The organism is Tsukamurella serpentis, from assembly GCF_054780975.1.
On record NZ_BAAGVH010000002.1, the window covers coordinates 677,656 to 700,087 of the forward strand.

The 22,432-nt window shown below is 70.7% G+C and carries 28 protein-coding genes; 5 read left to right on the forward strand and 23 right to left on the reverse strand.

Translation table 11 applies throughout. The features are described from left to right. Positions 1–79: 79 nt before the first annotated feature. Positions 80–1,579, forward strand: a complete 1,500-nt coding sequence (gene eccD / locus ACYVHG_RS05595; protein WP_461166428.1) for a type VII secretion integral membrane protein EccD — start codon at positions 80–82, stop codon at positions 1,577–1,579. Next, positions 1,579–2,838 (forward strand): type VII secretion-associated serine protease mycosin, encoded by a 1,260-nt coding sequence (gene mycP / locus ACYVHG_RS05600; protein WP_461166429.1) that lies wholly within the window; start codon positions 1,579–1,581, stop codon positions 2,836–2,838. The genes eccD and mycP overlap by 1 nt, the downstream gene beginning before the upstream one ends. 22 nt (positions 2,839–2,860) lie before the next feature. On the opposite strand, the gene eccB is transcribed toward mycP, so the two are convergent. Further along, positions 2,861–4,279, reverse strand: a complete 1,419-nt coding sequence (gene eccB, locus ACYVHG_RS05605) for a type VII secretion protein EccB (protein WP_461166430.1) — start codon at positions 4,277–4,279, stop codon at positions 2,861–2,863. A 131-nt stretch (positions 4,280–4,410) separates the two neighbouring features. Between eccB and ACYVHG_RS05610 the strand changes: the two genes are divergently transcribed. Further along, positions 4,411–5,862: a type VII secretion protein EccE gene (locus ACYVHG_RS05610; RefSeq protein WP_461166431.1), complete on the forward strand. Its 1,452-nt coding sequence runs from the start codon at positions 4,411–4,413 to the stop codon at positions 5,860–5,862. Between the two features lie 77 nt (positions 5,863–5,939). Here the strand turns inward: ACYVHG_RS05610 and ACYVHG_RS05615 are convergent, their stop codons facing one another. From ACYVHG_RS05615 to rpmJ, 18 genes are all read right to left on the reverse strand, one after another. Further along, positions 5,940–6,236 carry a WXG100 family type VII secretion target gene (locus tag ACYVHG_RS05615; RefSeq protein WP_461166432.1) on the reverse strand — a complete coding sequence of 99 codons (297 nt, stop codon included), beginning with the start codon at positions 6,234–6,236 and terminating at the stop codon, positions 5,940–5,942. Positions 6,237–6,264: 28 nt separating this feature from the next. Further along, positions 6,265–6,591 carry a WXG100 family type VII secretion target gene (locus ACYVHG_RS05620; protein WP_461166433.1) on the reverse strand — a complete coding sequence of 109 codons (327 nt, stop codon included), beginning with the start codon at positions 6,589–6,591 and terminating at the stop codon, positions 6,265–6,267. Positions 6,592–6,660: 69 nt separating this feature from the next. Next, positions 6,661–7,368, reverse strand: coding sequence for an ESX secretion-associated protein EspG (locus tag ACYVHG_RS05625; protein ID WP_461166434.1), 708 nt, complete (start codon positions 7,366–7,368; stop codon positions 6,661–6,663). Further along, the gene (locus ACYVHG_RS05630; protein WP_461166435.1) at positions 7,365–8,312 is read right to left on the reverse strand and encodes a PPE domain-containing protein; all 948 of its coding nucleotides are present in this window, start codon (positions 8,310–8,312) and stop codon (positions 7,365–7,367) included. Before ACYVHG_RS05630 ends, ACYVHG_RS05625 begins: the two co-directional genes overlap by 4 nt. Before the next feature lie 2 nt (positions 8,313–8,314). Beyond that, entirely contained in the window at positions 8,315–8,605 is a 291-nt protein-coding gene (locus tag ACYVHG_RS05635) for a PE domain-containing protein (protein WP_461166436.1), read from the reverse strand. A 90-nt stretch (positions 8,606–8,695) separates the two neighbouring features. Next, positions 8,696–10,069 (reverse strand): WXG100 family type VII secretion target, encoded by a 1,374-nt coding sequence (locus ACYVHG_RS05640; RefSeq protein WP_461166437.1) that lies wholly within the window; start codon positions 10,067–10,069, stop codon positions 8,696–8,698. 2 nt (positions 10,070–10,071) lie between these two features. Beyond that, positions 10,072–10,371, reverse strand: coding sequence for a hypothetical protein (locus ACYVHG_RS05645; RefSeq protein WP_461166438.1), 300 nt, complete (start codon positions 10,369–10,371; stop codon positions 10,072–10,074). Positions 10,372–10,483: 112 nt separating this feature from the next. Next, on the reverse strand, positions 10,484–10,786 hold the full coding sequence (locus ACYVHG_RS05650; protein WP_461166439.1) for a YbaB/EbfC family nucleoid-associated protein: 303 nt from the start codon (positions 10,784–10,786) through the stop codon (positions 10,484–10,486). Positions 10,787–10,790: 4 nt separating this feature from the next. Beyond that, the gene (locus tag ACYVHG_RS05655) at positions 10,791–11,108 is read right to left on the reverse strand and encodes a hypothetical protein (RefSeq protein ID WP_461166440.1); all 318 of its coding nucleotides are present in this window, start codon (positions 11,106–11,108) and stop codon (positions 10,791–10,793) included. 18 nt (positions 11,109–11,126) lie between these two features. Beyond that, the gene (locus tag ACYVHG_RS05660; RefSeq protein ID WP_461166441.1) at positions 11,127–12,329 is read right to left on the reverse strand and encodes a type VII secretion-associated protein; all 1,203 of its coding nucleotides are present in this window, start codon (positions 12,327–12,329) and stop codon (positions 11,127–11,129) included. Between the two features lie 67 nt (positions 12,330–12,396). Beyond that, positions 12,397–13,059 carry a DedA family protein gene (locus tag ACYVHG_RS05665; RefSeq protein ID WP_461166442.1) on the reverse strand — a complete coding sequence of 221 codons (663 nt, stop codon included), beginning with the start codon at positions 13,057–13,059 and terminating at the stop codon, positions 12,397–12,399. A 96-nt stretch (positions 13,060–13,155) separates the two neighbouring features. Further along, positions 13,156–13,986 (reverse strand): tRNA pseudouridine(38-40) synthase TruA, encoded by an 831-nt coding sequence (gene truA, locus ACYVHG_RS05670; protein ID WP_461166443.1) that lies wholly within the window; start codon positions 13,984–13,986, stop codon positions 13,156–13,158. A gap of 94 nt (positions 13,987–14,080) precedes the next feature. After that, positions 14,081–14,785, reverse strand: coding sequence for a 50S ribosomal protein L17, sunset domain variant (rplQ, locus tag ACYVHG_RS05675; RefSeq protein WP_461166444.1), 705 nt, complete (start codon positions 14,783–14,785; stop codon positions 14,081–14,083). Positions 14,786–14,819: 34 nt separating this feature from the next. After that, entirely contained in the window at positions 14,820–15,875 is a 1,056-nt protein-coding gene (locus ACYVHG_RS05680) for a DNA-directed RNA polymerase subunit alpha (RefSeq protein WP_461166445.1), read from the reverse strand. 48 nt (positions 15,876–15,923) lie between these two features. Beyond that, positions 15,924–16,529 carry a 30S ribosomal protein S4 gene (rpsD, locus tag ACYVHG_RS05685; protein ID WP_461166446.1) on the reverse strand — a complete coding sequence of 202 codons (606 nt, stop codon included), beginning with the start codon at positions 16,527–16,529 and terminating at the stop codon, positions 15,924–15,926. A gap of 22 nt (positions 16,530–16,551) precedes the next feature. After that, positions 16,552–16,965, reverse strand: a complete 414-nt coding sequence (rpsK, locus tag ACYVHG_RS05690; protein WP_068573267.1) for a 30S ribosomal protein S11 — start codon at positions 16,963–16,965, stop codon at positions 16,552–16,554. Continuing rightward, on the reverse strand, positions 16,965–17,336 hold the full coding sequence (gene rpsM, locus ACYVHG_RS05695) for a 30S ribosomal protein S13 (protein ID WP_461166447.1): 372 nt from the start codon (positions 17,334–17,336) through the stop codon (positions 16,965–16,967). Before rpsM ends, rpsK begins: the two co-directional genes overlap by 1 nt. Positions 17,337–17,534: 198 nt before the next feature. Next, the gene (gene rpmJ / locus ACYVHG_RS05700; RefSeq protein ID WP_013127970.1) at positions 17,535–17,648 is read right to left on the reverse strand and encodes a 50S ribosomal protein L36; all 114 of its coding nucleotides are present in this window, start codon (positions 17,646–17,648) and stop codon (positions 17,535–17,537) included. A 223-nt stretch (positions 17,649–17,871) separates the two neighbouring features. Between rpmJ and ACYVHG_RS05705 the strand changes: the two genes are divergently transcribed. Continuing rightward, positions 17,872–18,600: a S1 family peptidase gene (locus ACYVHG_RS05705; RefSeq protein ID WP_461166448.1), complete on the forward strand. Its 729-nt coding sequence runs from the start codon at positions 17,872–17,874 to the stop codon at positions 18,598–18,600. Positions 18,601–18,677: 77 nt separating this feature from the next. Here the strand turns inward: ACYVHG_RS05705 and infA are convergent, their stop codons facing one another. After that, positions 18,678–18,899: a translation initiation factor IF-1 gene (gene infA, locus ACYVHG_RS05710; protein ID WP_005140011.1), complete on the reverse strand. Its 222-nt coding sequence runs from the start codon at positions 18,897–18,899 to the stop codon at positions 18,678–18,680. Positions 18,900–18,989: 90 nt separating this feature from the next. Beyond that, positions 18,990–19,550 carry an NUDIX hydrolase gene (locus tag ACYVHG_RS05715; RefSeq protein WP_461166449.1) on the reverse strand — a complete coding sequence of 187 codons (561 nt, stop codon included), beginning with the start codon at positions 19,548–19,550 and terminating at the stop codon, positions 18,990–18,992. Positions 19,551–19,626: 76 nt separating this feature from the next. On the opposite strand from ACYVHG_RS05715, the gene ACYVHG_RS05720 reads away from it, so the two are divergent. Beyond that, the gene (locus ACYVHG_RS05720; protein WP_461166450.1) at positions 19,627–20,928 is read left to right on the forward strand and encodes a bifunctional o-acetylhomoserine/o-acetylserine sulfhydrylase; all 1,302 of its coding nucleotides are present in this window, start codon (positions 19,627–19,629) and stop codon (positions 20,926–20,928) included. Between the two features lie 9 nt (positions 20,929–20,937). Here the strand turns inward: ACYVHG_RS05720 and ACYVHG_RS05725 are convergent, their stop codons facing one another. Both ACYVHG_RS05725 and ACYVHG_RS05730 read right to left on the reverse strand, forming a co-directional pair. After that, positions 20,938–21,594 carry a hypothetical protein gene (locus ACYVHG_RS05725; protein WP_461166931.1) on the reverse strand — a complete coding sequence of 219 codons (657 nt, stop codon included), beginning with the start codon at positions 21,592–21,594 and terminating at the stop codon, positions 20,938–20,940. A gap of 59 nt (positions 21,595–21,653) precedes the next feature. Continuing rightward, positions 21,654–22,430, reverse strand: coding sequence for a MerR family transcriptional regulator (locus ACYVHG_RS05730; protein ID WP_461166451.1), 777 nt, complete (start codon positions 22,428–22,430; stop codon positions 21,654–21,656). Positions 22,431–22,432 lie beyond the last annotated feature (2 nt).

Genomic DNA, 22,432 nt, shown 5'->3' on the forward strand with positions numbered 1-22,432 from the left:
GGGAACCGTTCGGGGTGCAGGTGCGTCCAATTCATGCGGGACCGTCCACGCCCGCGGCGGGGAACCGAAGGGAGTCGCGATGACCGAAGTCGCCGAGAACACCGATGCCGAGGTGACGCGGCTGAGCCGGGTCTCGGTGCTGTGCGGGCAGGCGCAGGTCGATGTCTCGGTACCGCTGCACATGCCCACCGAGGTACTGATCCCGGAGCTGCTTCGCCTGTTCGGTGACCGGATCTCCGGTTCCGCTGAGGCGGCGTGGTCGCGGCCCTGGCGGCTCGGCACCGTCGGCGCTGATCCGCTACCCGGCTCGCAGACACCGGCCGACGCCGGAATCTCCGACGGTGCCCTGCTGGTGCTGTACGTATCGGAAGCCCCGCCGCCACCTCCGGTCTTCGACGACGTCTTCGATTCCACCGCGGCTGATCTCGCCCGGGGGCGACGCTGGGACGAGCGGACGGCGCGGACCTGCGGGCTGGCGGTGCTGGGACTGACGGTGTGCGCCACGGTGGTGATCTCGCTGGGGCTCGGCGGATCCCGAGGCTCGAACCCGGCGGGTGCGCTGCTGGCGCAGCTGTGGTGCGGCGCAACGACCATCGTCCTGTTGACCGGCTCGATACTCAGTGCGCGGCGGATGAGCGAGCCCGGACCGATGCCGACAGTGCTCGCCGGATACGCCACGGCCACTGCCTCCGCCACCGGAGCAGTGGTCGTCCCGGTGGTCTCCGGCGGGGGCGACGGACCGCCGCAGGCGCTGCTCGCAGCGGCGTGCGGCGCTCTCGCCGCGCTCATCGCACTGCGCTTCACAGCCCGGGGAACAGTGCTGCACACCGCGGTCCTCACCACCTCGGTGCTGGTGGCTCTCGCGGCGTTCGCCGCACTGTGGGTGCCGGATCGGGCCGCTATCGCCGCCACCGGCACCGTGCTGGCGTATCTGCTGCTGGTCTTCGCCGCCCGGCTGGGTGCGGTCGCGGCCCGGTTGCCGCTGCCCCGGGTTCCGGCGGCCGGGGAACGGATCGATCCGATCGACGACGACCCACCACCGACGGTGGCCGGTGTCGGGGCGGTCGCGTCGGGACTGGGGCCGGCTGCGGAGGAACCGCGGCCCGGTCCGCACCGGGCGGTGCTCGCGCAGTCGGTGTGCACCGGCATCACGGTCGGTGCGTCCGTCGCGGGCGCCTGCGCCGTCCTCGGGATGGGTGCCGGCGCGTGGGCGGCCCGCACCGGCGCACCCGCCCACCACATCGCATTCACGCTGGTCATGGCGATCGCGTTCAGCCTGCGCGGGCGTACCCACTCGGAGCCGTTGCAGGCGGCTTCGGCGGTGCTCAGTGGAGCCGTCATGGCCGTCTCGACGGCGACCGGCCTGGCCCGGGCCCAACCGGATCTGCCCGTGGTCGGGTTGTCGGCGCTGCTGGCGATCGCGGTGATCGCCGTGGCCTGCGGAGCGGCGGCCCCGCGGATCACCTTCAGTCCGGTGCAGCGCCGGATCGCCGAGCTCGGAGAGTATCTGGTGATCGCAGCGGCCGGACCCCTGCTGGGGTGGGTGTGGGACGTGTACGCGACGGTCCGGAACCTGTGATGAAGCGGGTCGGGCGGCCGTTGCGCGCCGCGACGGCGTTCACCGCGCTCGTCCTCGCGGCACCGGCGATCCCGACCGCCGCCGAACCACCGCCCGACGGTGCCCCACGGGGCCCGGTCGCCCCGCTGGCGCCGACCGTCCAACGCACCCAGTGCAATACGCTGCGCACCCGTCCCGGAACCGACTACTCGCGCGCCGACCACGCGCTGCGCACCCTGCGATTCGATCAGGTGTGGCGGCTGACCCGTGGCGAAGGACAGAAGGTGGCCGTCATCGATACCGGAGTCAGCCCGCATCCCCGGCTCGGCGAGGTGATCGCCGGCGGTGACTACGTCTCGTCCGGCGACGGCCGCGACGACTGCGATGCGCACGGCACCGCGGTGGCCGGGATCATCGCGGCCCGACCGGCGCCCGGCGATGCCTTCGCCGGAGTGGCTCCGGCGGCGTCGATCATCGCGATCCGCCAGGCCAGCGCCGCTTTCGAAGCCCAGCAGCGCGGCGTGAACAGTCACGGCAACGTCACCACCATGGCCTTCTCCGTCGTGCGTGCGGTGGATCTGGGCGCCACCGTGATCAACATCTCCGAGGTCGCCTGCGCCGCCGGTCCGGCGGCGCTCGGTGATGACGCCCTCGGCCGCGCGGTGCGGTACGCGGCGGAGCGGAACGTGGTGGTGGTCGCCGCGGCCGGAAACACCTCGTCGGGCGGTCCGTGTGCGAGCCAGAACGACGATCCCGCGGCGCCGGTCACGATCGCTTCACCTGCGCGCTTCGCCGAGCACGTGCTCACCGTGGGCGCCACCGAGCCGGACGGCCGGGCCGCGTCGTTCTCCCTGGCCGGGCCATGGGTCACCCTGGCTGCACCGGGTACAGACGTGACCACCCTGGAACCGCGCGGCGCCGGACTTGCGAACGCTCAGCTCACCCGCGACGGTGTCGGACCGCTCGCCGGAACCAGTTTCGCCGCGCCCTATGTGGCGGGGGTGGCGGCGCTGGTCCGCGCCCGCTACCCGCAACTCACCGCCGCGCAGGTGCGCACCCGGATCCTCGCCACCGCGCGGCGCTCCGCGGCGATGGGTGGTGCGGGCATCGTCGACCCGGTGGCAGCGGTGACCGCCGATCTTCCCGACCGGGCCGGCCGGGAGGGCCGGTTCGACACCGCCCGGCCGCGACCGGAGGACACGCTGGCCCGGAACACCTCCCTGGCGGGCGTGGCCCTGATGCTCGTAGCCGCCGCCGCGGTGTGCCTGACCCGCCGCTGATCGAGATCGAATTCTGAACACCTCAGTGTGAGAGTGCGATCGGCGTTCCATCGCGCGTGACAGCCGCAGCGCGCCGGCTCAGGTCGGGGCCTGCGGGCAATGCCGACAGCACCGACCACGGCACCGGCCGCGGCTGGTGAGCGAGCCCCAGCGTCCGCGCAGTCGCAACGTCCGGGATACCGTAACGGACACCGGAATCGGAGACGTAGTACAGGCCGTCCCGCCGTTCTCCGCCTGGTTCGGCGGCCACCACGTACTCACCGGTGCCGGGAGGGACGTACGCGGCATCGAGGGCGTCACCGCCGGCGTCGGCACCGGCCAGCACGACCGTGCTACCGGGCGCGGGAGTACCTGGACCGGTGCGCAGTTCGACGGTGCCGCCGCCACTTCCATCCGCGGAGGCCGCCGCGCACAGCGTCGGCGCCTCCCGCAGTGAGCGCATCTGCGGTCGATGGTCGGGCAGATCCCGCACCGGTAGCGACCTCACAGTGGGGGCGGCGGCGACCGTCGAAGCCGCCACGGTGGAGATCGGAGCACCGGTCGGGTCTCCGGCACGGATCAGGTCGGCGGCCCACGCACCCACCGGCTGCAGTCCGTCGGCGAGCACCGCGTACAGCCTGTCCCGGTCGGCGTCCGCCACCCGCACCACCTCACCGATCGTCACACCGGGCAGCACGGATCTGCCTCCGCGGCCGGGGATCTGCGGCACCGCGAGCGGATCGGCCAACCGGAAGGCGTTCAGCAATGCCGCACTCACCGGCCGGCCCCGGCTCCCGTCGAGACCGGTGATCCGCCGGGTCACCGGATCGGACGGGTCCACCGGCACCCGCAGTCCGCGCAGGAGGAGGAAGCTCTGCTCACCGCGGCGTACCAGCACCGCACCGTCGTCGGCACCGGACGCGGGCGGGTCGGCGATCACGGACGTCTCCAGCCGGTCCGGCGCTGCGGGCTGATCCGGGGGCGCGACGATCGTGCGGTCGCACAGCAGCCACGGTTGCGCGCCGTCCCGCCATGCCGTCCGTGGGCCCAGGATCTGTGCCGGAGCGCCGACTATCCCCACTTCGGGGCCGCGTGTGTAGCCGTTGAGCCGACCGTCCTTGACCGGGACCGGCGCGGCCGCCTCTCCCACCACCAGGCGAGCGGAGGCCAGTCCCGTGACGGGATGCAGGACATCATCGAGGTGCACGTACAGTGCACCGGATTCCTTGGCCAGCACGATCTTCGCGTCTCCGACTGCGCCCTGCGGCCGGATCAGCGCCAGGATTCCGCAGCCTCCGGTGACCACCAGGGCGAGGACCAGGCCCACCAGCAACGACCGGGATTGAGAGGCCATCGGGTCGGAGATCATCCGCGGATCACGCCGGATGAGTGCATGGTCCATTCGGCGCAGGACGAACCGGTACCCGCTCACCTGCGCACGCGTGGTCAGCTGTTTCCTCATGATTGATCGCCCCCGACGATGCAAGCCGGCGACTTCCCCCGAAGCCGCCGTTCTGGCGCCGAGCGTACGGTACTTTCGGCTCACGGCACGACGTTTCGGGGGGAGACGGCCGAGTCCGAGGGGGATGTCACATGCACCAGGTCCAGTCGGCCGACCGGTTCGTCGCGCCCGGGCGATTCGATCGCTCGCAATGGCCCTCGACCGGCGCGGTGCTGCTCGCCGAGTCAGCCGCGGGCGGTGCCGCACTGGGACTCGCCGCCGCGGGCGCCCCGCACTGGGCGGCCGCTGCCGCAGCGCTGCTGGTCGGCAGCGGCGCGCTGGCCCGCTATCGGTCCGCATCCACTGCCGAACGCCTCGCCGCGCGTCTGACGGTCCGGCGCGAACGGCGCACCGGTGTCGAGGCGGCGCCGCGATCCGGCGGTGGCGAGATCGGGGTTCGGCGCACGGATCGGCTGTTGACCTGCCTGATCCGCATCGCACCGTCACGCCCGGAGGTGGTATCCCTGCTCGCCCCGCAGCAGGGTGGGCTACCGCTCGAGCGGATCGCGCACCTCCTGCAGCACACCGACACCCCACTGTCCCGGATCGACGTCCTGATCACGGGCGGTCGCGCTCCCGGCACGGCAGTCCGGCCCCTCCTGCGGTACCAGCAGCTTCTCGGGCCGCTGGCGCGGTGGTCCGCCGCCGAGGTGCTGCTGGCGGTCACCGTCGACCCGCAGGCCTGCGCCGCTGCCTGCGGACGGCGCGGCGGGGGACCGCAGGCGCAGTTGCGCGTGGCCGCGCTCGCCGCCCAGCGCACCGTCGACGTGCTGCGCGAAGCGGGCATGACGGCGTCGCCCCTGCGGCCGGATCAGGTGGCGGCGGAGCACATCTGGGCACCACCGGAGGCGCAGTACGCCGACCCCGGCGCAGTTGCGCAGGGAGACCTCCGTCACCTGCTCACTGAGGGCGGCAGCGGCCGGGCGGCGATCAGCGTGCGGGCCGACGGTGACCACCGAGTCCGCGTCGGTGCCTGGCGACTCCCCGCAGGTGATGAGACGCGGCCGCCCCGGCGGACTGGCCGGGAGGTGTCCGGCGTAGTGGGAGCACTGTCCTGCCTGGAGATTCCGGTGGCCGGCTGCGGGCAGGTGCTCGGTGGCGACACCGCGGGGAACCCGGTCGCGGTGCGCCTGCACGGTCCGGGTGTGCGCACGGTGTGGGCCGCGGTCGCCGACGATCCGGCGTTGCAATTGGTCGAGCGCGCGGTGGCCACCGGAGCCCGGGTACTGGTGGTCACCGGCCGGCCCGCGATGTGGGAACCGCTGGTCTCCTGGGTGGGTTCACCGCACGACCTGTGGATCTCGGGCTGGCGGTACCCCGACGGTGCGGCCGTCGACACCGGCCGGTACACGGTGACGGTGCTCGACGGGACCGCGTCCGGGCTGACGCCGGGCTCGGTGGAACCGTCGGGCACGGTGTGGCGGATCGAGGCGCCGCGGATCTCGCCGGTCGCCGAAGCGGATGTGGTGCTCAGCCAGCCGCAGCCGGGAATGCTCACGGTCCGGACCGACGGGGGCGCGGCCACCGTCCGGCTGGTGGCGTGACCGGATTCCGAACCCGGTACTCCGGAAAAAGGGTCCGGTGGCCGATGGCCACCGGACCCTTCGCGGTTCCCCGGCGGTCAGGCCTGCCAGCCGGCCGCCGCCTGGGAGTTCGTCTGCTGCATGGACTGCACCGCGTTCTCCGCAGCCATCTTGACCCGGTTGAGCAGCGTGTTGATGTCCTCGAAAGCGGTGTTCCACCGGGTCTGCACCGCCTGGTAGGCGGTGGCCGATTCCTCGTCCTCCCACGCTCCCTCGAACTTCTTCTGCTCAGCGCGGATCGAATCCGCCTGCTGGATCAGCACCGTGTACCGCTTGGCGATGTCGTCGAGCGCGCCGCGGATGGTGGTGTAGTCGTACCGGATGTAATCGCTCATGTTCTACTCTCCCCCTTCGATGTTCGGATCAGATGTTCAGCGGTGCGACGTCGCCCACTCCGCCGCCGACGCCGTTGAGGTCGGCCACGTTCTGCTCCTCCTGCGCGCCGTAGCTGCTGGTGTTCTGCGCCAGCATGGTGCCGATGTCGGTGAGCGAGGTGTTGATCTTCGCCGCGCTCTCGTCCCACCGCGCCATCACACCGAGGAACGCCGCCTGCGCGGCACCCGCCCACACCCCCTGCGTCGCCTCCACGTCACCGCGCAGCTGCGCCAGGGTTGCGTTCATCTGCACCCCGAGGTCGTCCAGCGTCGCGGCACCGGTCTTCATCGCCGCGAGTTCGGCCTTGGTCCCCATCTCGTTCTCCTCCCCGCCGGACGTGCCGGCACCTGTCGGGCCGCCCCCGGATGGCGCGGTCCGTCCCGGTCACGGCGTCCAGCCGCCACCCGGAAGCCCTTCGCAGGCGCGCCGTAGCGCCCTGCCGATCCGATGCGCACTGCCCTCGGCGATCGAGATCCACTCTCCGCCGGCATCGACGGTGGTCAGCGCCACGATCCGCCCGGCGGAGGCATCGATCACGGCGACCACCGTCGATCGCCGGTGACCGGCGTACACGGTGAACTCCGCGCTGCGCCGCGAACGGCCGAAGACCTTGGCGATCGACCGGGCGGCGTCACCGTCGACACCGAGACCGCGCAGTCGCGCCGCCACCACACCGGGCTCCCCCTCGGCCAGCGCCGCCCGCCCCGGACCGGCCGGAAAGGACGCGGCCACCTCCGGCGGTGCCGGGACCGCCTTCGGCAGCAGTGGTTCGACGAGGGTGAACAACCGGTCGGCGGAGCCGTCGCAGTGCGGCAGGTCGACGGTGGCGGTACCGGCGCTGCGCACCACTCTCGCGGTGTGCGGTCCCGACCGTGCCAGACAGAGCTTCGATTCCATCGCATCGGTGCACCGCCCCTCGATCCGCACGTCCGGTGCGGCGAGCACCCGCAGGGCGGTGGTCTCGTCATCGCTCAGGTCCTCCGGTGCTGCCACGGGCGCGGCATCCCGGCGCGGATCCGGTGGCGACCACAGCACCGGCGGCACCTCGGTGCCGTAGAGGGTGCGCAGGCCCGCCACACTGTGAGCGGTCACGACTGCTCCGGTTCGGCGTCGGCGTGATCCCCGAGAACCGACGGTGCGGCGTGCACGATGAACGCCTCGGGACCGTCGTCGGTTTCGGAGGCCGTGGCGCCCGGCGTATGGTTGCCGTTCTTGAGCGCCGCGCCCGCACCGGCGCCCATCATGCCCGCGGGCATCATGGGCATCCCCCGCTGGCCGGCGCTCGGCGCTCCGGACGAGACGGTAGGCCGAACCGCGGCGCTCTGATCGCGGTGCAACGCGGTGACCGGGAACGCCGACATCGGCGCCGCCGGTGCCCCGGCACCGAAGCCACCGCCACGGCCCGCCTTCGAGCCCGCACCCGGACCGCGGGGCCTGTCTCTGCCCTTGCCGCGGCCGAGCTGCGTCTTCGGTGGTGGCGTGAACTCCCACGCGGCCCGCAGCGGTTCCGCGGCACGCTCGAAGCCGACCATGACAGCGGCCGCCTCACCGTGAGCCAGCTGCTCGGCGCGTTCGGAATCGGCTGCGGCGCCGATCAATGCGGCGGACGCGGGTACGCCGCCACCGGCGGCTGCCGCGGCCTGGGCGTTCTCGCGGTCGATCCGCATCCGTACGGCCTCGGCCGGGTCGGGCATCGCTCGAGCAGCGACTTCGTAGGCGCCGGCCTGAGCGGAGAGCTTCGCAGCGTACTCGGCGAGATCCGCGGCGTGTCCGGCCAGCCAGCGCGCGTACTCGGGTAACGGTCCGGTGCGTCGAGCGCTGGAATCGGTCCGCCCGGTGTCAACGGCACCGTCGAGCCGGACCACCAGCGCATCGAGACGGGTGGCGGCCTCCCCGTAGGCGGAGGCCAGGCGAGCGGTCTCCTGCGCGGCAGTCGACAGCGGTTGCGGTCCGGCTCCACCGAGCAGGTCGGCGGCCAGTCTCTCCGTGGTGCGCGAGTACCAGTCGACCCCGGTGAAGCCCGGGTCCCGGGTCACCGTCAGACCGCCAGCCCGACGGCGCCCGCCAGTTCGGTATCACTGCGCTGTACCGCCCGCACGTGAGCGAAGACGGCGTCGGCCAGCCGACGCAGATCCGCGGTGGCGGTGTCGCCCGCGCGTTGCTGGTGCCGGCCCATCTGCTCGACGGTGCTGGCCACGGCGATCGAGACCTCGTCGCTCCCGGTGGCCGGTGGGGCCGCGTGTGCGCCGAACCGGCGCTGTGCGCCGAGCAGATCGTCTGCGATCCGCTCGATACCGCGGGCGATCTCCTGTGCCTCTTGCGGATCCATGCTGAGCCTGGTGTTCGACATCGTGCGCACTCCCCCCGAAGTTCGTCTTCTATCCATTAGACGCACCGGCGGCCGGTACGGTTCCGCGGGTTACAGCCGCAGTTCCACGTCCGGCGGCTCGTGCTCGGCCGCCGGCGCGGAATCACCCACGACCTGCGGACCGACCAGCGGCAGTTCCCCGAGCACCTGCTCACCGTTGTCACTGGTCACCAGGTAATCGGGCACCGCATGATCGGCGGCCGATGCGCGGGCACCGGCCGCTCCCGCCGCACCCATCGGCACCATGCCGGTGCCGCCGCGGGACACCGGATCCGAGGCCGGAACGGTACGCGCGCCGCCCTCGATGACCGGAGTGCGCGCAGCCGGTGCCGACGAACCCGGTGACACGAGTGGAGCCGCACCGAGCCCGGCTCCGCCGACGGCGACACCGCCCGCCCCGGCGCCGACCGAAGCACCGGAACCCGCCGACGATCCGACCGAACCGAGCGCACCGCCAGGCGGGTGACTCCCGGTTCCGGAGAGCCCGGTGCTGCCACCGTCGCCGAGACCGGGCGCGAACGCGGCCGACTGCTCCGTGGATCGTTGCTGTGCCAGCCCACCGAGCGCCTCACCGGCCGAACCTGCCAGCCCGGCTGCGGTTTTCACCGCCCCGGTCACGGTATCGGTGGCGAGCTTCCCGACCGCGGTGACCGCTCCGGTGGCCGCAGACGCGACGGCGGGCACGATCGACGCAGCGGCCTGCGCCGCGGTGCCGGCAGCCGCCATCGGCGGCGAAGCCACCGGTACCTTGCGTCCCGCCGCGCCGACCTGCGCGCTCAACCCGGACAGTTCGCTCTTGACCCGCGCGACCACCTCGGTCGCGTGCGCCAGGTGCTCTTGCGCCGACGCGACCGCCGCGGCCTGGCCCGGTGGCAGCCACAGTGACGGTCCGAGCGCCGCGATCACGGACATGAAGGAGTCGATGATCGCCTGCAGTTCCGCCTCACCGGTACCGACCACGGTTGCGGCTTCGCCTACCGCGGTGGACAGTTCGGCTCCCTGCTCAGCGGTCAGCCCGGTACCGGTTGCGGCCTGCACTCCCTTTCCGGTGGCAGCGGCGGCCGCAGGCCCCTGCCACACCGATGACAACTGGCTGATCGCCTGCATCCCCGCCGACATGCCCTGTTCCAGTGCTTTCGAGGCACCGGCGAGCGCCTGCGACGGGTCGAGGCCGCCGAAGCTTCCGGATCCGAAGGTGGACAACAGATCCGTCATCGGTTTGACCAGTCCGGCAACGTCGAAGCCCGGTACCATCGGCGCCTCGGGGATCCCCTTCGGCGCCGGTGGCAACTGCTGCTGCGGCGGATTCGACGGTGCCACGGGAACCGGCGGGAGGCCGAGCGCCGCGAGGACCTCGTTCACCGGCCGGCTCAGCATCGCCGCGATCTCCGGGTCCGGCCCGGGTGGGGCGAGGGGGTCCGGCACGATCAGACCGCCGCGACCATCAGCCCCGCCACGTTCGCCGCCTCGGTGGCACCGTAGGACGCGACCGTCGCCGCCGACGATGCCGCGATCCCACCGTAGAGCGCGGCCAGTTCCGCCACGGACGAGACATAACTCGCCTGCGCCACACCGAAAGCCGCGATGAAGTCCTGTCCGATCAGGCCGAGCGCCGGGTTCAGCGCCGCCACATTGGCCGCGGCGTTCACCGAGCCCGCGGTCGCGACCGCCGTGCCGATGCCCGCGTTGGCGGCGCCGAACGCCGCGATCGCCGAGTTGACCGCCATGAACATCTTTCTCCCCCGTCTTCGTGCACGGGCCCGGTGCGAGGGCCCTCATCAATTGGACGCACCAGCAACACCATCGGATCCCAACCGCCCATCGCGGATTCCCCCTGGCTCAGGGGTAGCCGTAGTCCGCGTGGAAGCGAGCCATCACCTCACCACGCCTGGCCTGCACCTCCCGCGCCGCGACCGCGCACAGGTCCACGATGCGCCGACCGAGGGCGGCACCGTCGCCGCGCAGCGCCGAAGGCATCAGGTCCAGACCCACCAGCGCGCACACCCCGTCGAGCTGTACTCGGATGCCGCCGTCGGGACTGGAGACCGACACCCGGAGCGCATCGAGTTCGCCGGTGGTGCGGGTCAGGACGCGGAGCTGGTCGAGGGCGCGGGCCTCGATCCGGTCCATCTCCTCGCTCATCGCCTCACACCCTGCGCAGCCAGGTGCCGACGGCACCGTCGTCCTGGGGCACGACGGTGCCGGTGCTCACATCCGGCTCCGCGGGCGGCTGCGGCAACCGCAGTGCGCGCAGTACCTCGTCACCGACGCCTGCCCGCTGCAGTTCGGCGCGACGGCGAAGGCCCGCAGTGGTCGCGGCCTCACGACACAGGCGCACGATGGTGTCGGCCAGATCGCGCGGCTCACGGCGGAGTTCACTCCTCTCGATCGCGATGTGCAACGGCGTGCCCTGATCGTTCGCGCGCACCGTCAGACCGCCGTTGGCGGACGTGGCAATGGTCATCGCTCCCCCTTCATCGGTTCATTCCTCCCGGACCGTCCCCACCGCGCGCTCACACGGCGCTGTCAGCGGAGCCGCGCCGTCGCCGGCCTCGCAGCCCACACTGAGCTGTGCCTCCCCGGCGACCACCACGTACCAGTTCACGGACCGTTGTGCGTCGAGCAGCTCGCGGTAGCCGATCACCTCCCGGCCGGCCACCACCACGCTCGGGTTCAGGTCGGCGATGCGGTGATCGGTACGGCGGGCCAGTGCGGCCTTCAGTTCCGCTGCAACACCGGAGGTGTCCGACGGTGACCGCAGCCGCGCCCGCACCACCGTGACCCTGCGACCGTCGGCGGCCTGTGCCATCCGCCGCCCGGGGGCCGGCTCCGTCACCGACCAGCCCTCAGGCAACTCGACCAGGGCACCGTCGAAAGCGACCCGACGGTAGGTATCGGGTGGCGGTCCGGGGCGCTGCGGGGCCGGGGCTTCCCCCGGCAGGCAGGCGACCGCACCGGCGGCGACGGTGGTCAGCACCGCCGACCCCGCTGCGGCGATCGGCCATCGTCGGACTCGCGGCGAAGCGTGCCGCGGCGGAGCAGTGACCTCGGTCTGTGTCCGTGCCGGCTGGTCGGGCGCCGAGGCGGTGAGGGCGGCGAGCACCTCACCCGGCTCGGTCCGCACCGCGCGCCACAGGCCGGCGCGCGCGAGGGCGGCACGGACCGCCTGGTAGTCATCCGGGCCGGCGTCGATCAGCGCCTGGTCGACCCGATCGTCGAGGATGCTGCGCGCCGCGACCGCGGGGTCGGGGTGCGATGCCGCCGCCACCGGTTGCCAGTGGTCGCCGACCAGGTCGAGGACATGTGCCTGGGCGACCGGGGTGCGGCATTCGACGACCAGGGCGCGGCGGCAGTACAGCAGCCCGCTGGTGTCCGCGATCGCTTCGGCGCGGGGAATCACCTGGGCGTTCACACCGAGTGCCGCGGCTCCTGCGGCGACCAGACTCCGCCGCGGTGAGCCGAACACCGACGGTGTGAGCACCGTCCAGTCACGCGCGGGGGCGACCGCGGCCGCGGCATCGGAGAGCCACTCGGACCAGAGGCGCGCGGCGAGCGTCGGCGCGACGAACTCGGCCGCGTCGCCGGGTGCCGGCATCGTGTGCACGGCACCGCCCGGCCCGCGGACGTACCACTGATCCCCCGCGCAGTCGATGACGATGCGCTCCGGGTCCCCCAACCCGATCATGCGACGGAGGTTAGCGCGGGAGGCTCACCGGTGTGTCGACTTCCGCTGTTTCCGAGGAAGATCTCGGTCAGTGACCCACCGATTCCGCGGGCGGGTGACCGGAATTTGCAGGAGCTGCCGCTGATTCGCGCTGACGGGCCCGGCGACGGGTGATCACCGTGATCACGATCGGGACGATGATGGTCAGCGCCGAGCCGATGAACAGCACCTCGAGGTTGTCGCGCAGGAACGGGATCCCGCCGAGGTAATAGCCGAGCAGCACGATGCCGTCGCACCAGAGGATCGAGCCGAGCACCGAGAACAGCGTGAACTTGCGGTGATCCATCTTCGAGAAGCCCGCGAGCACCGGCACCAGGGTGCGGACGATGCCGATGAACCTGGCGAAGAGCACCGTGAACGGGCCGTACTTGTCGAAGAAGGCGAAGGTCTTGTCCACCGGCCCCTGGCCGATCCAGCGCATCACCCGTCCGCGCATCACCTTCGGGCCGCCGTAACGCCCCAGCGCGTATCCGCATTGATCGCCGATGATCGCCGCCAGCGGCAGGAACAGCAGCAACTGCCACAGCTGCGCGAAGGGCTGCGGCTGAGCTGCGAAGATGCCCGCGGTGAACAGGATCGAGTCGCCCGGGAAGATGAACCCCACGAGCAGCCCGGTTTCGATGAAGATCAGCAGGATCAGGCCGATCAGGCCGGCCGAACCGAGGAAGCCGGTGACGTCGAAAGGGTTCACATCAGCCGAGTATCCCGGTGGCGTGCGACGCCGCCGTGAACTCCCGGCAAACGTCGTCCACCGACCCGCCTGCCCGGCGAACCCACAGGCGTCAGTTCAGTCGCCGCAGCAGCCGGCACCGCCCGCCGTGTCGACATCGCGCTTCTCACGGGTTGTCCGGTTGCGCTCGGCGAGGTCGCCGACGGCGGGGTAATCGACCTCGACCAGGGTCAGTCCACACGCGGCGGCGACATTGATCGCGCTGGAACGCTCCCGCTCGTCGAGCAGTCCGGCTACCCAGTCGGCGGAGCGCCGGCCCTCCCCCACCGCGGCGACCGCGCCGACCAGCGAACGCACCATCGACCAGCAGAAGGCGTCGGCGCAGACCTCGGCGGTGTAGACCCCGTCGGCGCCGACCCGCCACGCGAATCGCTGCAGTTCGCGGACCGTGGTGGCGCCGTCGCGGCGACGACAGAAGGCGGCGAAGTCATGCAGGCCCAGTAACCGGTCGGACGCCCGCTGCATCCGCTGCAGATCGACGGGCCGGCGCCACGGCGCGGTGTCACGGGCCCGCAGCGGGTTCGCGCCGTAGGGGGCGGTGGTCAACCGGTACTCGTAATGCCGGCGCAGAGCCGAGAAGCGGGCGTCGAACTCGTCCGGCACGTCGGTGATCGCGGTGACCCGCACGTCCTGCGGCAGCATCCGCGCGAGCCGCCGGACCAGACCGTCGGGCAGCGGATGTTCCGCGGGCAGATCCAGGTGGGCGACCTGCCCGGTGGCGTGCACCCCGGCGTCGGTGCGTCCGGCGACGGTGAGCTGCACCGGGGTGCGTAACACGGTGCCGAGAGCCTCCTCCAGCACGCCGCACACGGTGCGCCGTTCCGGCTGACGGGCCCAGCCGCTGAAGTCGGTGCCGTCGTAGGCGATGTCGAGGCGATAGCGAGTCATGTCGCCGGGAATTCTACCGTCGCCGCGAGCACCCCCGAAAACGACGGAACCCGCCGGACCAGGCGGTCCGGCGGGTTCCGTACGGGCGGAAGGACTACTCCGAGTCGGAGTCGTCGTCCTGCTGCGACTTGGGCAGCGAGTAGCCCGCGGCCTCGGCCGCGGCCTCGTCGGCGAACCAGATCTCGGCGACGGTCGACTCGAAGAAGCGGGTACCGGGACGGTGGTACAGCTTCGAGTCGGCGTTGCCCTTGATCGGGAAGCCCTCGGGAGCCTCGTTCGGGTCCGCCAGCGGCGCGTGCGCACCGGCAGGCAGGTCCGACGCGGAATCGTCGGCCGTAACCTCGGCCTCGGACTCCTTGGCATCCGCGGCCGGAGCAGCGGACTTGGCAGCGGCCTGCGAGGCGGCGACGCGGGTGGCGCGCGAAGCCTCGGTGGTGGCGAGCTGCTCGGTCACGATCTCGATGATCGCCATCGGGGCGTTGTCGCCCTTCCGGTTCTCGGTCTTGATGATCCGGGTGTAGCCGCCCTGACGGTCGGCGACGGCCGGAGCGATCTCCGCGAACAGCACGTGCACGACGTCCTTGTTGCGGATCTCCTTCATGACCTCGCGGCGGTTGGCCAGCTTGCCGTGCTTGGCATGGCTGATCAGCTTCTCCGCGTAGGGACGCAGACGCTTGGCACGGGACTCGGTGGTCTCGATGCGGCCGTGCTCGAAGAGCGCGGTCGCGAGGTTCGCCAGAATGTGCTTCTGGTGCGAGGCCGAGCCGCCCATGCGGGCGCCCTTAGTGGGCCTAGGCATTGTTTCTCCTGTGGGTGTTTACGAGCTCTTCAGCTCAGAGCTGCTCGGTCTCGGCGTAGTCCTGATCGTCACCGTCGGCCGCGAACGAAGCATCCTCGCTCCAGGTTCCGGTGGCGGGGTCGTAGCCGTCGACCTGCGACGGATCGAACGACGCGGGGCTGTCCTTGAGGGCCAGACCCAGCGTGTGCAGCTTGACCTTGACCTCGTCGATCGACTTCTGACCGAAGTTGCGGATGTCGAGAAGGTCGGACTCGGTGCGGGCCACGAGCTCGCCCACGGTGTGCACACCCTCACGCTTGAGGCAGTTGTACGAACGCACCGTCAGATCGAGATCCTCGATCGGCAGCGAGAACGCGGCGATGTGATCGGCCTCCGTCGGCGACGGACCGATCTCGATGCCCTCGGCCTCGACGTTGAGCTCGCGCGCCAGACCGAACAGCTCGACCAGGGTCTTACCGGCCGAAGCCAGCGCGTCCCGCGCGGTCATGGAGTTCTTGGTCTCGACGTCGAGGATCAGGCGATCGAAGTCGGTGCGCTGCTCGACACGGGTGGCCTCGACCTTGTAGGTCACCTTCAGCACGGGCGAGTAGATCGAGTCGACCGGAATGCGGCCGATCTCGGCGCCCGAGGCCTTGTTCTGCACGGCCGGCACGTAGCCGCGGCCCCGCTCGACGACGAGCTCGATCTCGAGCTTGCCCTTGTCGTTCAGGGTGGCGATGTGCAGGTCGGGGTTGTGGACGGTGACCGACGCCGGGGGGACGATGTCGCCCGCGGTGACGGCGCCCGGACCCTGCTTGCGCACGTACATGGTGACCGGCTCGTCGTCCTCCGACGAGACGACCAGGCCCTTGAGGTTCAGGATGATGTCGGTGACATCCTCCTTCACGCCGGGGACCGTGGTGAACTCGTGCAGCACACCGTCGATGCGGATGCTGGTCACGGCTGCGCCCGGAATGGACGACAGCAGCGTGCGGCGGAGCGAGTTGCCCAACGTGTAGCCGAAGCCGGGCTCCAGCGGCTCGATGACGAACTTCGAGCGCGCGTCGGAGATGACCTCTTCGCTGAGGGTGGGTCGCTGCGAGATGAGCATTGAGTTTCCTTCTCTCTGGGCGTCCGCTATTTGACGCCCGTTGAAGACTTACTTCGAGTAGTACTCGACGATGAGCTGCTCCTGGAAGGGCACGTCGATCTGCTCACGCTCGGGCACGCGGTGCACGAGGATGCGCAGGGACGACGGGACCACCTGGAGCCAGGCAGCGGTCGGACGCTCGCCGAGGGTCTCACGCGCGATCTGGAACGGCGTGGTGCCCAGCGACTTCGGGCGGACGTCGATGATGTCGTACTGCGAGACGCGGTACGAGGGGACGTCCACGCGCACGCCGTTGACCGTGAAGTGACCGTGGGTCACCAGCTGGCGGGCCTGCCGGCGGGTGCGGGCCAGGCCGGCACGGTAGACGACGTTGTCGAGGCGGGTCTCGAGGATCTGCAGCAGAGCGTCACCGGTCTTACCGGTGGCGGTCTTGGCCTCCTGGTAGTAGCGGGAGAACTGCTTCTCCATCACGCCGTACAGGAAGCGGGCCTTCTGCTTCTCCTTGAGCTGCAGCAGGTACTCGCTCTCCTTGACCCGGGCGCGGCCGTGCTGGCCGGGCGGGTAAGGACGACGCTCGAACGCCTCGGAGCCGCCGACGAGGTCGACGCCCAGACGACGGGACTTGCGGGTGACAGGGCCGGTATAACGAGCCATGGTTTCTCTCTCCTACCTTCCCTTAGACCCGGCGCCGCTTGGGCGGACGGCAGCCGTTGTGCGGCTGCGGGGTCACATCGGAAATCGTGCCCACCTCGAGGCCGGCGGCCTGCAGCGAGCGGATGGCGGTCTCGCGGCCCGAACCCGGGCCCTTGACGAAGACGTCGACCTTCTTGACGCCGTTCTCCTGCGCCTTGCGGGCGGCGTTCTCGGCAGCGAGCTGCGCGGCGAACGGGGTGCTCTTACGCGAGCCCTTGAAGCCGACGTGGCCGGAGCTGGCCCAGCTGATCACGTTGCCGTTCGGGTCGGTGATCGACACGATGGTGTTGTTGAACGTGCTCTTGATGTGGGCGTGGCCGTGCGGGACGTTCTTCTTCTCGCGACGACGCGATGCGCCCTTCTTCGCGCCGGTGGCGGCGCGCGACTTCGGAGGCATTACTTCTTCTTTCCGGCGATGGTCTTCTTCGGACCCTTACGGGTGCGAGCGTTGGTCTTGGTGCGCTGGCCACGCACGGGCAGGCCACGGCGGTGGCGGATGCCCTGGTAGCACTGGATCTCGATCTTGCGACGAATGTCGGCCTGCACCTCACGGCGCAGGTCGCCCTCGACCTTGAAGTCCGTCGACTCGATGTAGTCGCGGAGCTTGGTCAGATCCTCGTCGCTGAGGTCCTTGCTGCGCAGATCCGGGCTCACGCCGGTGGCGTCGAGGATCTCAGTCGCGCGGGTACGGCCGATGCCGTAGATGTAGGTCAGTGCGATCTCCATGCGCTTCTCGCGCGGGAGATCGACACCCATGAGACGTGCCATTGTCTGGCTCTTCCTTCTTTTCGTTCGGAGGTCTGCTCCCCGCCCGTCCTCGCTGGTTCCGGCGCTTTCACGCCGGCCGAGGCCCCGGCCTCCGAGCCGGGGGTCCTACAGGGGCCCGTATGCCCCCGCTGGTGCGGAGAGGTCATCTGATTGCTGTTCAAGCGGCGAACCGCTCAAAGCGCGGTGGATCTTCGGGGATTAGCCCTGACGCTGCTTGTGACGCAGGTTGTCGCAGATCACCATGACCCGGCCGTTACGACGGATCACCTTGCACTTCTCGCAGATCGGCTTGACGCTGGGGTTGACCTTCACGTCAGTCCTATCTTCAGTGATTTTCCGGCGCCGTGTCGTGAGCCGACACGGCGTCACGGCGCGCACGACTGAGCCGCGCACGCACGCGATGATCCATCGTACGCCGTTCGAGGCGAGTACCAAAATCTCGACCTGGGGAGCTCTCATGCTACCCTCAGGAAACGCGTACGACATGCACTATTCGATACCGCCGATTCCCACTGATTCGATAGGAAACACCGTCATGCGTCTGGCTCCCACCCACCGTTTCGCCGTCGCCGCCACCGCCGCAGTGGGTGTCGCAGCATCGGTGCTGACCGCCGCTCCCGCAGCCGCAGCCCCCGCTCCGAAGATCGTGGTGGGCCCGGGCTCCCCGATCGAAGTGGTGAAGAAGGAGACGCCGCAGGGCATCGAGGTCGCCTCGTGCACGCTGGGTGTGCTGGCCACCACCCCGGACGGCCGCCGCATCGGCGTCACCGCCGGACACTGCGGCACCGCCGGCCAGGAGGTCGCCGTACCGGTCCCCGGTGATGCGCGGACCATCGCCTCCGTCGGCAAGATCGAGAAGTCGTCGAACCCGAAGGTCAGCAAGGACGGCCGGATCAGTGACTTCAACGCCCCGGACTGGGCCACCGTCTCGTTCAAGCCCGGGGTTCCGCTGAGCCCGTCGCTGGGCCGGGTCAAGCCCGCCAAGGTCGGCCGCGCGATGGTCGGCGATCAGGTGTGCCGGCAGGGCCGCACCACCGGCTGGCAGTGCGGCAAGGTGGTCGACGTGGCCCCCAACCGGGTGCTCACCGACCTCAAGGGCGATCACGGCGACAGCGGCGGCCCGCTGGTGCGCCTGTCCGACGGTGCCGCCCTCGGCCTGACCACCGGCGGCGTCGAGCTCTCCCGCCAGAGCGGGCTGCTCTCGGAGTTCGTGGACCTCGGCTTCGTCTTCGCCCAGGCCGGCGGCCTGCGCCTGGCGGTCTGAACCGCTGAGCCAACGAGAAGGCCCACCCCGTCATCGTCGGGGTGGGCCTTCGGCGTATCCGTACGCTCGTTACACGGTCACTTGTACCGGTAGACGATGCGCCCGCGCGTCAGGTCGTACGGAGAGAGCTCCACGACGACGCGATCCTCGGGCAGAATACGAATGTAGTGCTGCCGCATCTTGCCGCTGATGTGGGCGAGCACCTTGTGCCCGTTCTCCAGCTCGATGCGGAACATTGCGTTGGGGAGCGGCTCGACGACGCGGCCCTCCACCTCGATGGCTCCGTCCTTCTTCGCCATACCCTCCACGATCCTGTATGTCTGCACGGGCGCCGGTTGCGCCCGAAACCGCAGCGGCGATCCGCTGCACTACCTGCCCATTCTACGCGCTCAGAGTCCGTCAGCCGAATCAAGGTCCGTGCCGGGCCCGCCCGTGAGCAGGTGCGCGGCCAGCTCCACCGAGTCCGGAGCGAAGTCCTCCGGCTCCGACCGCAGCGCCGCGAGCAGATCCTCCGGCCGCATCCACTCGCCGCCGGAGACCTCCTCGGGCTGATGCACCACGGCACCGTCGTAGGTGCAGACGTACTGGAAGCACACGAACCGGGTGGCGTCGTCGGCGTACTCCCGCACGCCGACCGGGCGCAGCGGCACCGCATGCACGCCGAGTTCCTCGAAGGCCTCCCGCACGGCGCCGTCGTGCGGGTCCTCCCCCGCCCGGAGCACCCCGCCGGCGCAGAAGTCCCGCAGGCCCGGGTACAGATCCTTGGTGACGGTGCGGCGATGCACGTAGACCCGTCCGGTGGAGTCGAAGACGACGACCGCGGTGGCGCCGTGGCGCAGGTTCTGCTCCCGCACCCGCGCGCGCGGGGCGCTACCGCAGGGACGGCCCGCGTCGTCGTAGAGCGCGACGACCTCGATCCCGGGATGCTCCGGGCCCGGATGCTCCGGCATGGGCACCTCCGCTCCTTCCGCACCAGTATGAGTCAAACCCTGGACATCGCCGCACCGGTGCACTTGTATCGGCACCATGAGTGAAGCGGACGGCCCCAGCTGGCACTTCGAGACCACCCAGATCCACGCCGGGCAAGCCCCCGACCAGGCGACCAACGCCCGCGCCCTGCCGATCTACCAGACCACCTCGTACACCTTCGACAGCACCGATCACGCGGCGGCGCTGTTCGGGCTGGCCGAGCCGGGGAACATCTACACCCGCATCATGAACCCCACCCAGGACGCGGTGGAGCAGCGGATCGCGGCCCTGGAGGGCGGCGTCGCAGCGCTGCTGCTGGCCTCGGGGCAGGCGGCGGAGTCACTGGCGATCCTCAACGTCGCCGAGTCCGGCGATCACATCGTCAGTTCGCCGTACCTGTACGGCGGCACCTACAACCTGCTGCACTACACCCTGGCCAAGCTGGGCATCGAGGTCACCTTCGTCGCCGATCCCGACGACCTCGACCAGTGGCGCGCGGCGGTCCGGCCGAACACCCGCGCCTTCTTCGCCGAGACCATCTCCAATCCCCGCGGGCACGTGCTCGACATCGCCGGGGTGTCCGGCGTCGCGCACGACAACGGGCTGCCCCTGATCGTCGACAACACCGTGGCGACGCCGTACCTGCTCAACCCGCTGCGGCACGGCGCCGACATCGTGGTGCACTCGGCCACCAAGTACCTCGGTGGGCACGGCGCGGCGATCGGCGGAGTGATCGTCGACGGTGGCACCTTCGACTGGACGCAGGGCCGGCACGCGAACTTCACCACCCCGGACCCGTCGTACCACGGCGCTGTTTTCGCCGACCTCGGTGCGCCGGCGTTCGCCCTCAAGGCGCGGGTGCAACTGCTGCGCGACCTGGGTCCGGCGATCTCCCCGTTCAACGCCTTCCTGCTGGCGCAGGGCATCGAGACGCTGAGCCTGCGGGTGGAGCGGCACGTGGCGAACGCGCAGCGGGTCGCCGAGTTCCTGGCCGACCAGGACGGTGTGACCTCGGTGATCTACGCCGGCCTGCCGTCGTCGCCGTTCCACCAGCGGGCCCAGGAACTGCTGCCCAAGGGCGCCGGCGCGATCGTCGCCTTCGAGCTGGCCGGCGGCGTGCCCGCGGGCAAGGCCTTCGTGGACGCACTGACACTGCACAGCCACGTCGCGAACATCGGCGACGTGCGCTCGCTGGTGATCCACCCCGCGTCCACCACGCACTCCCAGCTCACCGAGTCCGAGCAACTCGAGTCCGGAGTCACCCCCGGTCTGGTGCGCCTGGCCGTGGGTATCGAGCACATCGACGACATCCTCGCCGACCTGCGGGTGGGTCTGGCCGCCGCGGCCGCCTCCGCGTAGACGGGCCGGTCACCGCTCCAGCGCCGACCGCACCTGGCGTTCGAGTACCACGGTGGCCGGTCTCGGCAACTCGATGAGACCGTCGAGTTCCGTGCGGGCCCGCTGGTAGGCGGCCTGCCGCTCGGGTCCGGTGGCGCCCGAGTCCAGCGCCACCGCCAGCAGGCGCTGCGCCCGCGCCAGACGTTCCTGCTCGATCGGGTCGAAGTCGCCGCGCCGGCGCCGCTTCGCCTCCTGCTCGGCGACGTCGAAGGCCGCGACGTAGGCGTGCACCGCATCCCGATACCGGCCCTCCGGATCGGTGGCACCCGGAGCGTCGGGGCGCAGAAGATCAGCGGCGCGCTTGGCCTTGTGGAACTCGACGGTGAGCGGTTCCCGCATGTCGATCAGCATCGGATGGTCGAGGATCGTGGCGAGGTCGGTCTCGTAGCCGAACCAGCGGGAGTCGACCGCGTCGTGTTCGGCGATCGCCCGCGCCAGATCGCGTTCGGCCTGGGCCGCATCGACCCGGCCCATGCCCGCGGCCGTGGCCAATGCGACCTTGGCCTCCTGCTTGATCCGGTACTTCTCCAGCCGGCGGTCGGCGCGCCGCTCGTTCCACGCCGACGCCCCCTTGACCGCGGCGCTGATCGACCCGCCGAAGACGAAGACGAGCCACCAGTAGTTCATCAGGTCGCCCACGATCCCAGGGTAACCGCGCGCACCCGCCTCCGCGGGGCCGATGAATGCTACTTCTGCTGGTCCGCGTTCGCCACGATCACATCGTGCACGTACTGGGCCAGGCCCGGCGCGATGTCCTCGTAGTACTTCGTGAACCGCTCGTCGGCGAGGTACATCTGCGCCAAGCACACCTGCATGGCGTGGTCGCAGTCGTAGAACACCTCGATTCCCCCGCGGTGCCGTTCGGCGAGCCGGTTCGCAGCGTCGGTGCCGGGCTCGATACCGGCGCGCAGGCCCCCGGCGAGGGCCTCGTTCACGGCGTCACCGTCGGCCTTGATGCGCTTCCAGTCGTCCTTGCTGAACGCGGCGGTGCGCTCAGCGCTCTGCTTCCACGCCGGGGTGTCACCCCAGCGCTGCTCCGCCTCCTCGGCGTACTGATCGCCCATCCAGTCGTCGCCGAAGATCTCGGTCTGCTCCTGCGCGGTGAGCTGGATGCCCTGCTTCTTGCTCTCCATCATGTCCTCCACAGCCGCGACCATCCGGTGCAAACGTTCGATCCGCTCGCACAGCAGCTTGTGCTGCGCCTGGAGGTGCGCCATCGCGTCGGCCGCCGGATCGTCGAGCAGGGTCGCTATCTGCTCAAGCGGAAAGCCCAGCTCACGGTAGGTCAGCACGCGGTGCAACCGCTCGACATCGGCGTCGGAATAGGCCCGGTAACCGGCGCTCGTCCGCGCCGAGGGCGGGACCAGCCCGATCTCGTCGTAGTGGTGCAGGGTGCGAACACTGACCCCGGTCAGGCGTGCGATCACGCCGACCGTGTGCTGCGGAGGCTTCCGTTCGTTCACAG

Coding starts and splice junctions, on each gene's coding strand:
- eccD (WP_461166428.1), top strand. CDS start 80: ATGACCGAAGTCGCCGAGAACACCGATGCCGAGGTGACGCGGCTGAGC.
- mycP (WP_461166429.1), top strand. CDS start 1,579: ATGAAGCGGGTCGGGCGGCCGTTGCGCGCCGCGACGGCGTTCACCGCG.
- eccB (WP_461166430.1), bottom strand. CDS start 4,279: ATGAGGAAACAGCTGACCACGCGTGCGCAGGTGAGCGGGTACCGGTTC.
- ACYVHG_RS05610 (WP_461166431.1), top strand. CDS start 4,411: ATGCACCAGGTCCAGTCGGCCGACCGGTTCGTCGCGCCCGGGCGATTC.
- ACYVHG_RS05615 (WP_461166432.1), bottom strand. CDS start 6,236: ATGAGCGATTACATCCGGTACGACTACACCACCATCCGCGGCGCGCTC.
- ACYVHG_RS05620 (WP_461166433.1), bottom strand. CDS start 6,591: ATGGGGACCAAGGCCGAACTCGCGGCGATGAAGACCGGTGCCGCGACG.
- ACYVHG_RS05635 (WP_461166436.1), bottom strand. CDS start 8,605: ATGGATCCGCAAGAGGCACAGGAGATCGCCCGCGGTATCGAGCGGATC.
- ACYVHG_RS05645 (WP_461166438.1), bottom strand. CDS start 10,371: ATGGCGGTCAACTCGGCGATCGCGGCGTTCGGCGCCGCCAACGCGGGC.
- ACYVHG_RS05650 (WP_461166439.1), bottom strand. CDS start 10,786: ATGAGCGAGGAGATGGACCGGATCGAGGCCCGCGCCCTCGACCAGCTC.
- ACYVHG_RS05655 (WP_461166440.1), bottom strand. CDS start 11,108: ATGACCATTGCCACGTCCGCCAACGGCGGTCTGACGGTGCGCGCGAAC.
- ACYVHG_RS05660 (WP_461166441.1), bottom strand. CDS start 12,329: ATGATCGGGTTGGGGGACCCGGAGCGCATCGTCATCGACTGCGCGGGG.
- truA (WP_461166443.1), bottom strand. CDS start 13,986: ATGACTCGCTATCGCCTCGACATCGCCTACGACGGCACCGACTTCAGC.
- rplQ (WP_461166444.1), bottom strand. CDS start 14,785: ATGCCTAGGCCCACTAAGGGCGCCCGCATGGGCGGCTCGGCCTCGCAC.
- ACYVHG_RS05680 (WP_461166445.1), bottom strand. CDS start 15,875: ATGCTCATCTCGCAGCGACCCACCCTCAGCGAAGAGGTCATCTCCGAC.
- rpsD (WP_461166446.1), bottom strand. CDS start 16,529: ATGGCTCGTTATACCGGCCCTGTCACCCGCAAGTCCCGTCGTCTGGGC.
- rpsK (WP_068573267.1), bottom strand. CDS start 16,965: ATGCCTCCGAAGTCGCGCGCCGCCACCGGCGCGAAGAAGGGCGCATCG.
- rpsM (WP_461166447.1), bottom strand. CDS start 17,336: ATGGCACGTCTCATGGGTGTCGATCTCCCGCGCGAGAAGCGCATGGAG.
- ACYVHG_RS05705 (WP_461166448.1), top strand. CDS start 17,872: ATGCGTCTGGCTCCCACCCACCGTTTCGCCGTCGCCGCCACCGCCGCA.
- infA (WP_005140011.1), bottom strand. CDS start 18,899: ATGGCGAAGAAGGACGGAGCCATCGAGGTGGAGGGCCGCGTCGTCGAG.
- ACYVHG_RS05715 (WP_461166449.1), bottom strand. CDS start 19,550: ATGCCGGAGCATCCGGGCCCGGAGCATCCCGGGATCGAGGTCGTCGCG.
- ACYVHG_RS05720 (WP_461166450.1), top strand. CDS start 19,627: ATGAGTGAAGCGGACGGCCCCAGCTGGCACTTCGAGACCACCCAGATC.
- ACYVHG_RS05725 (WP_461166931.1), bottom strand. CDS start 21,594: ATGAACTACTGGTGGCTCGTCTTCGTCTTCGGCGGGTCGATCAGCGCC.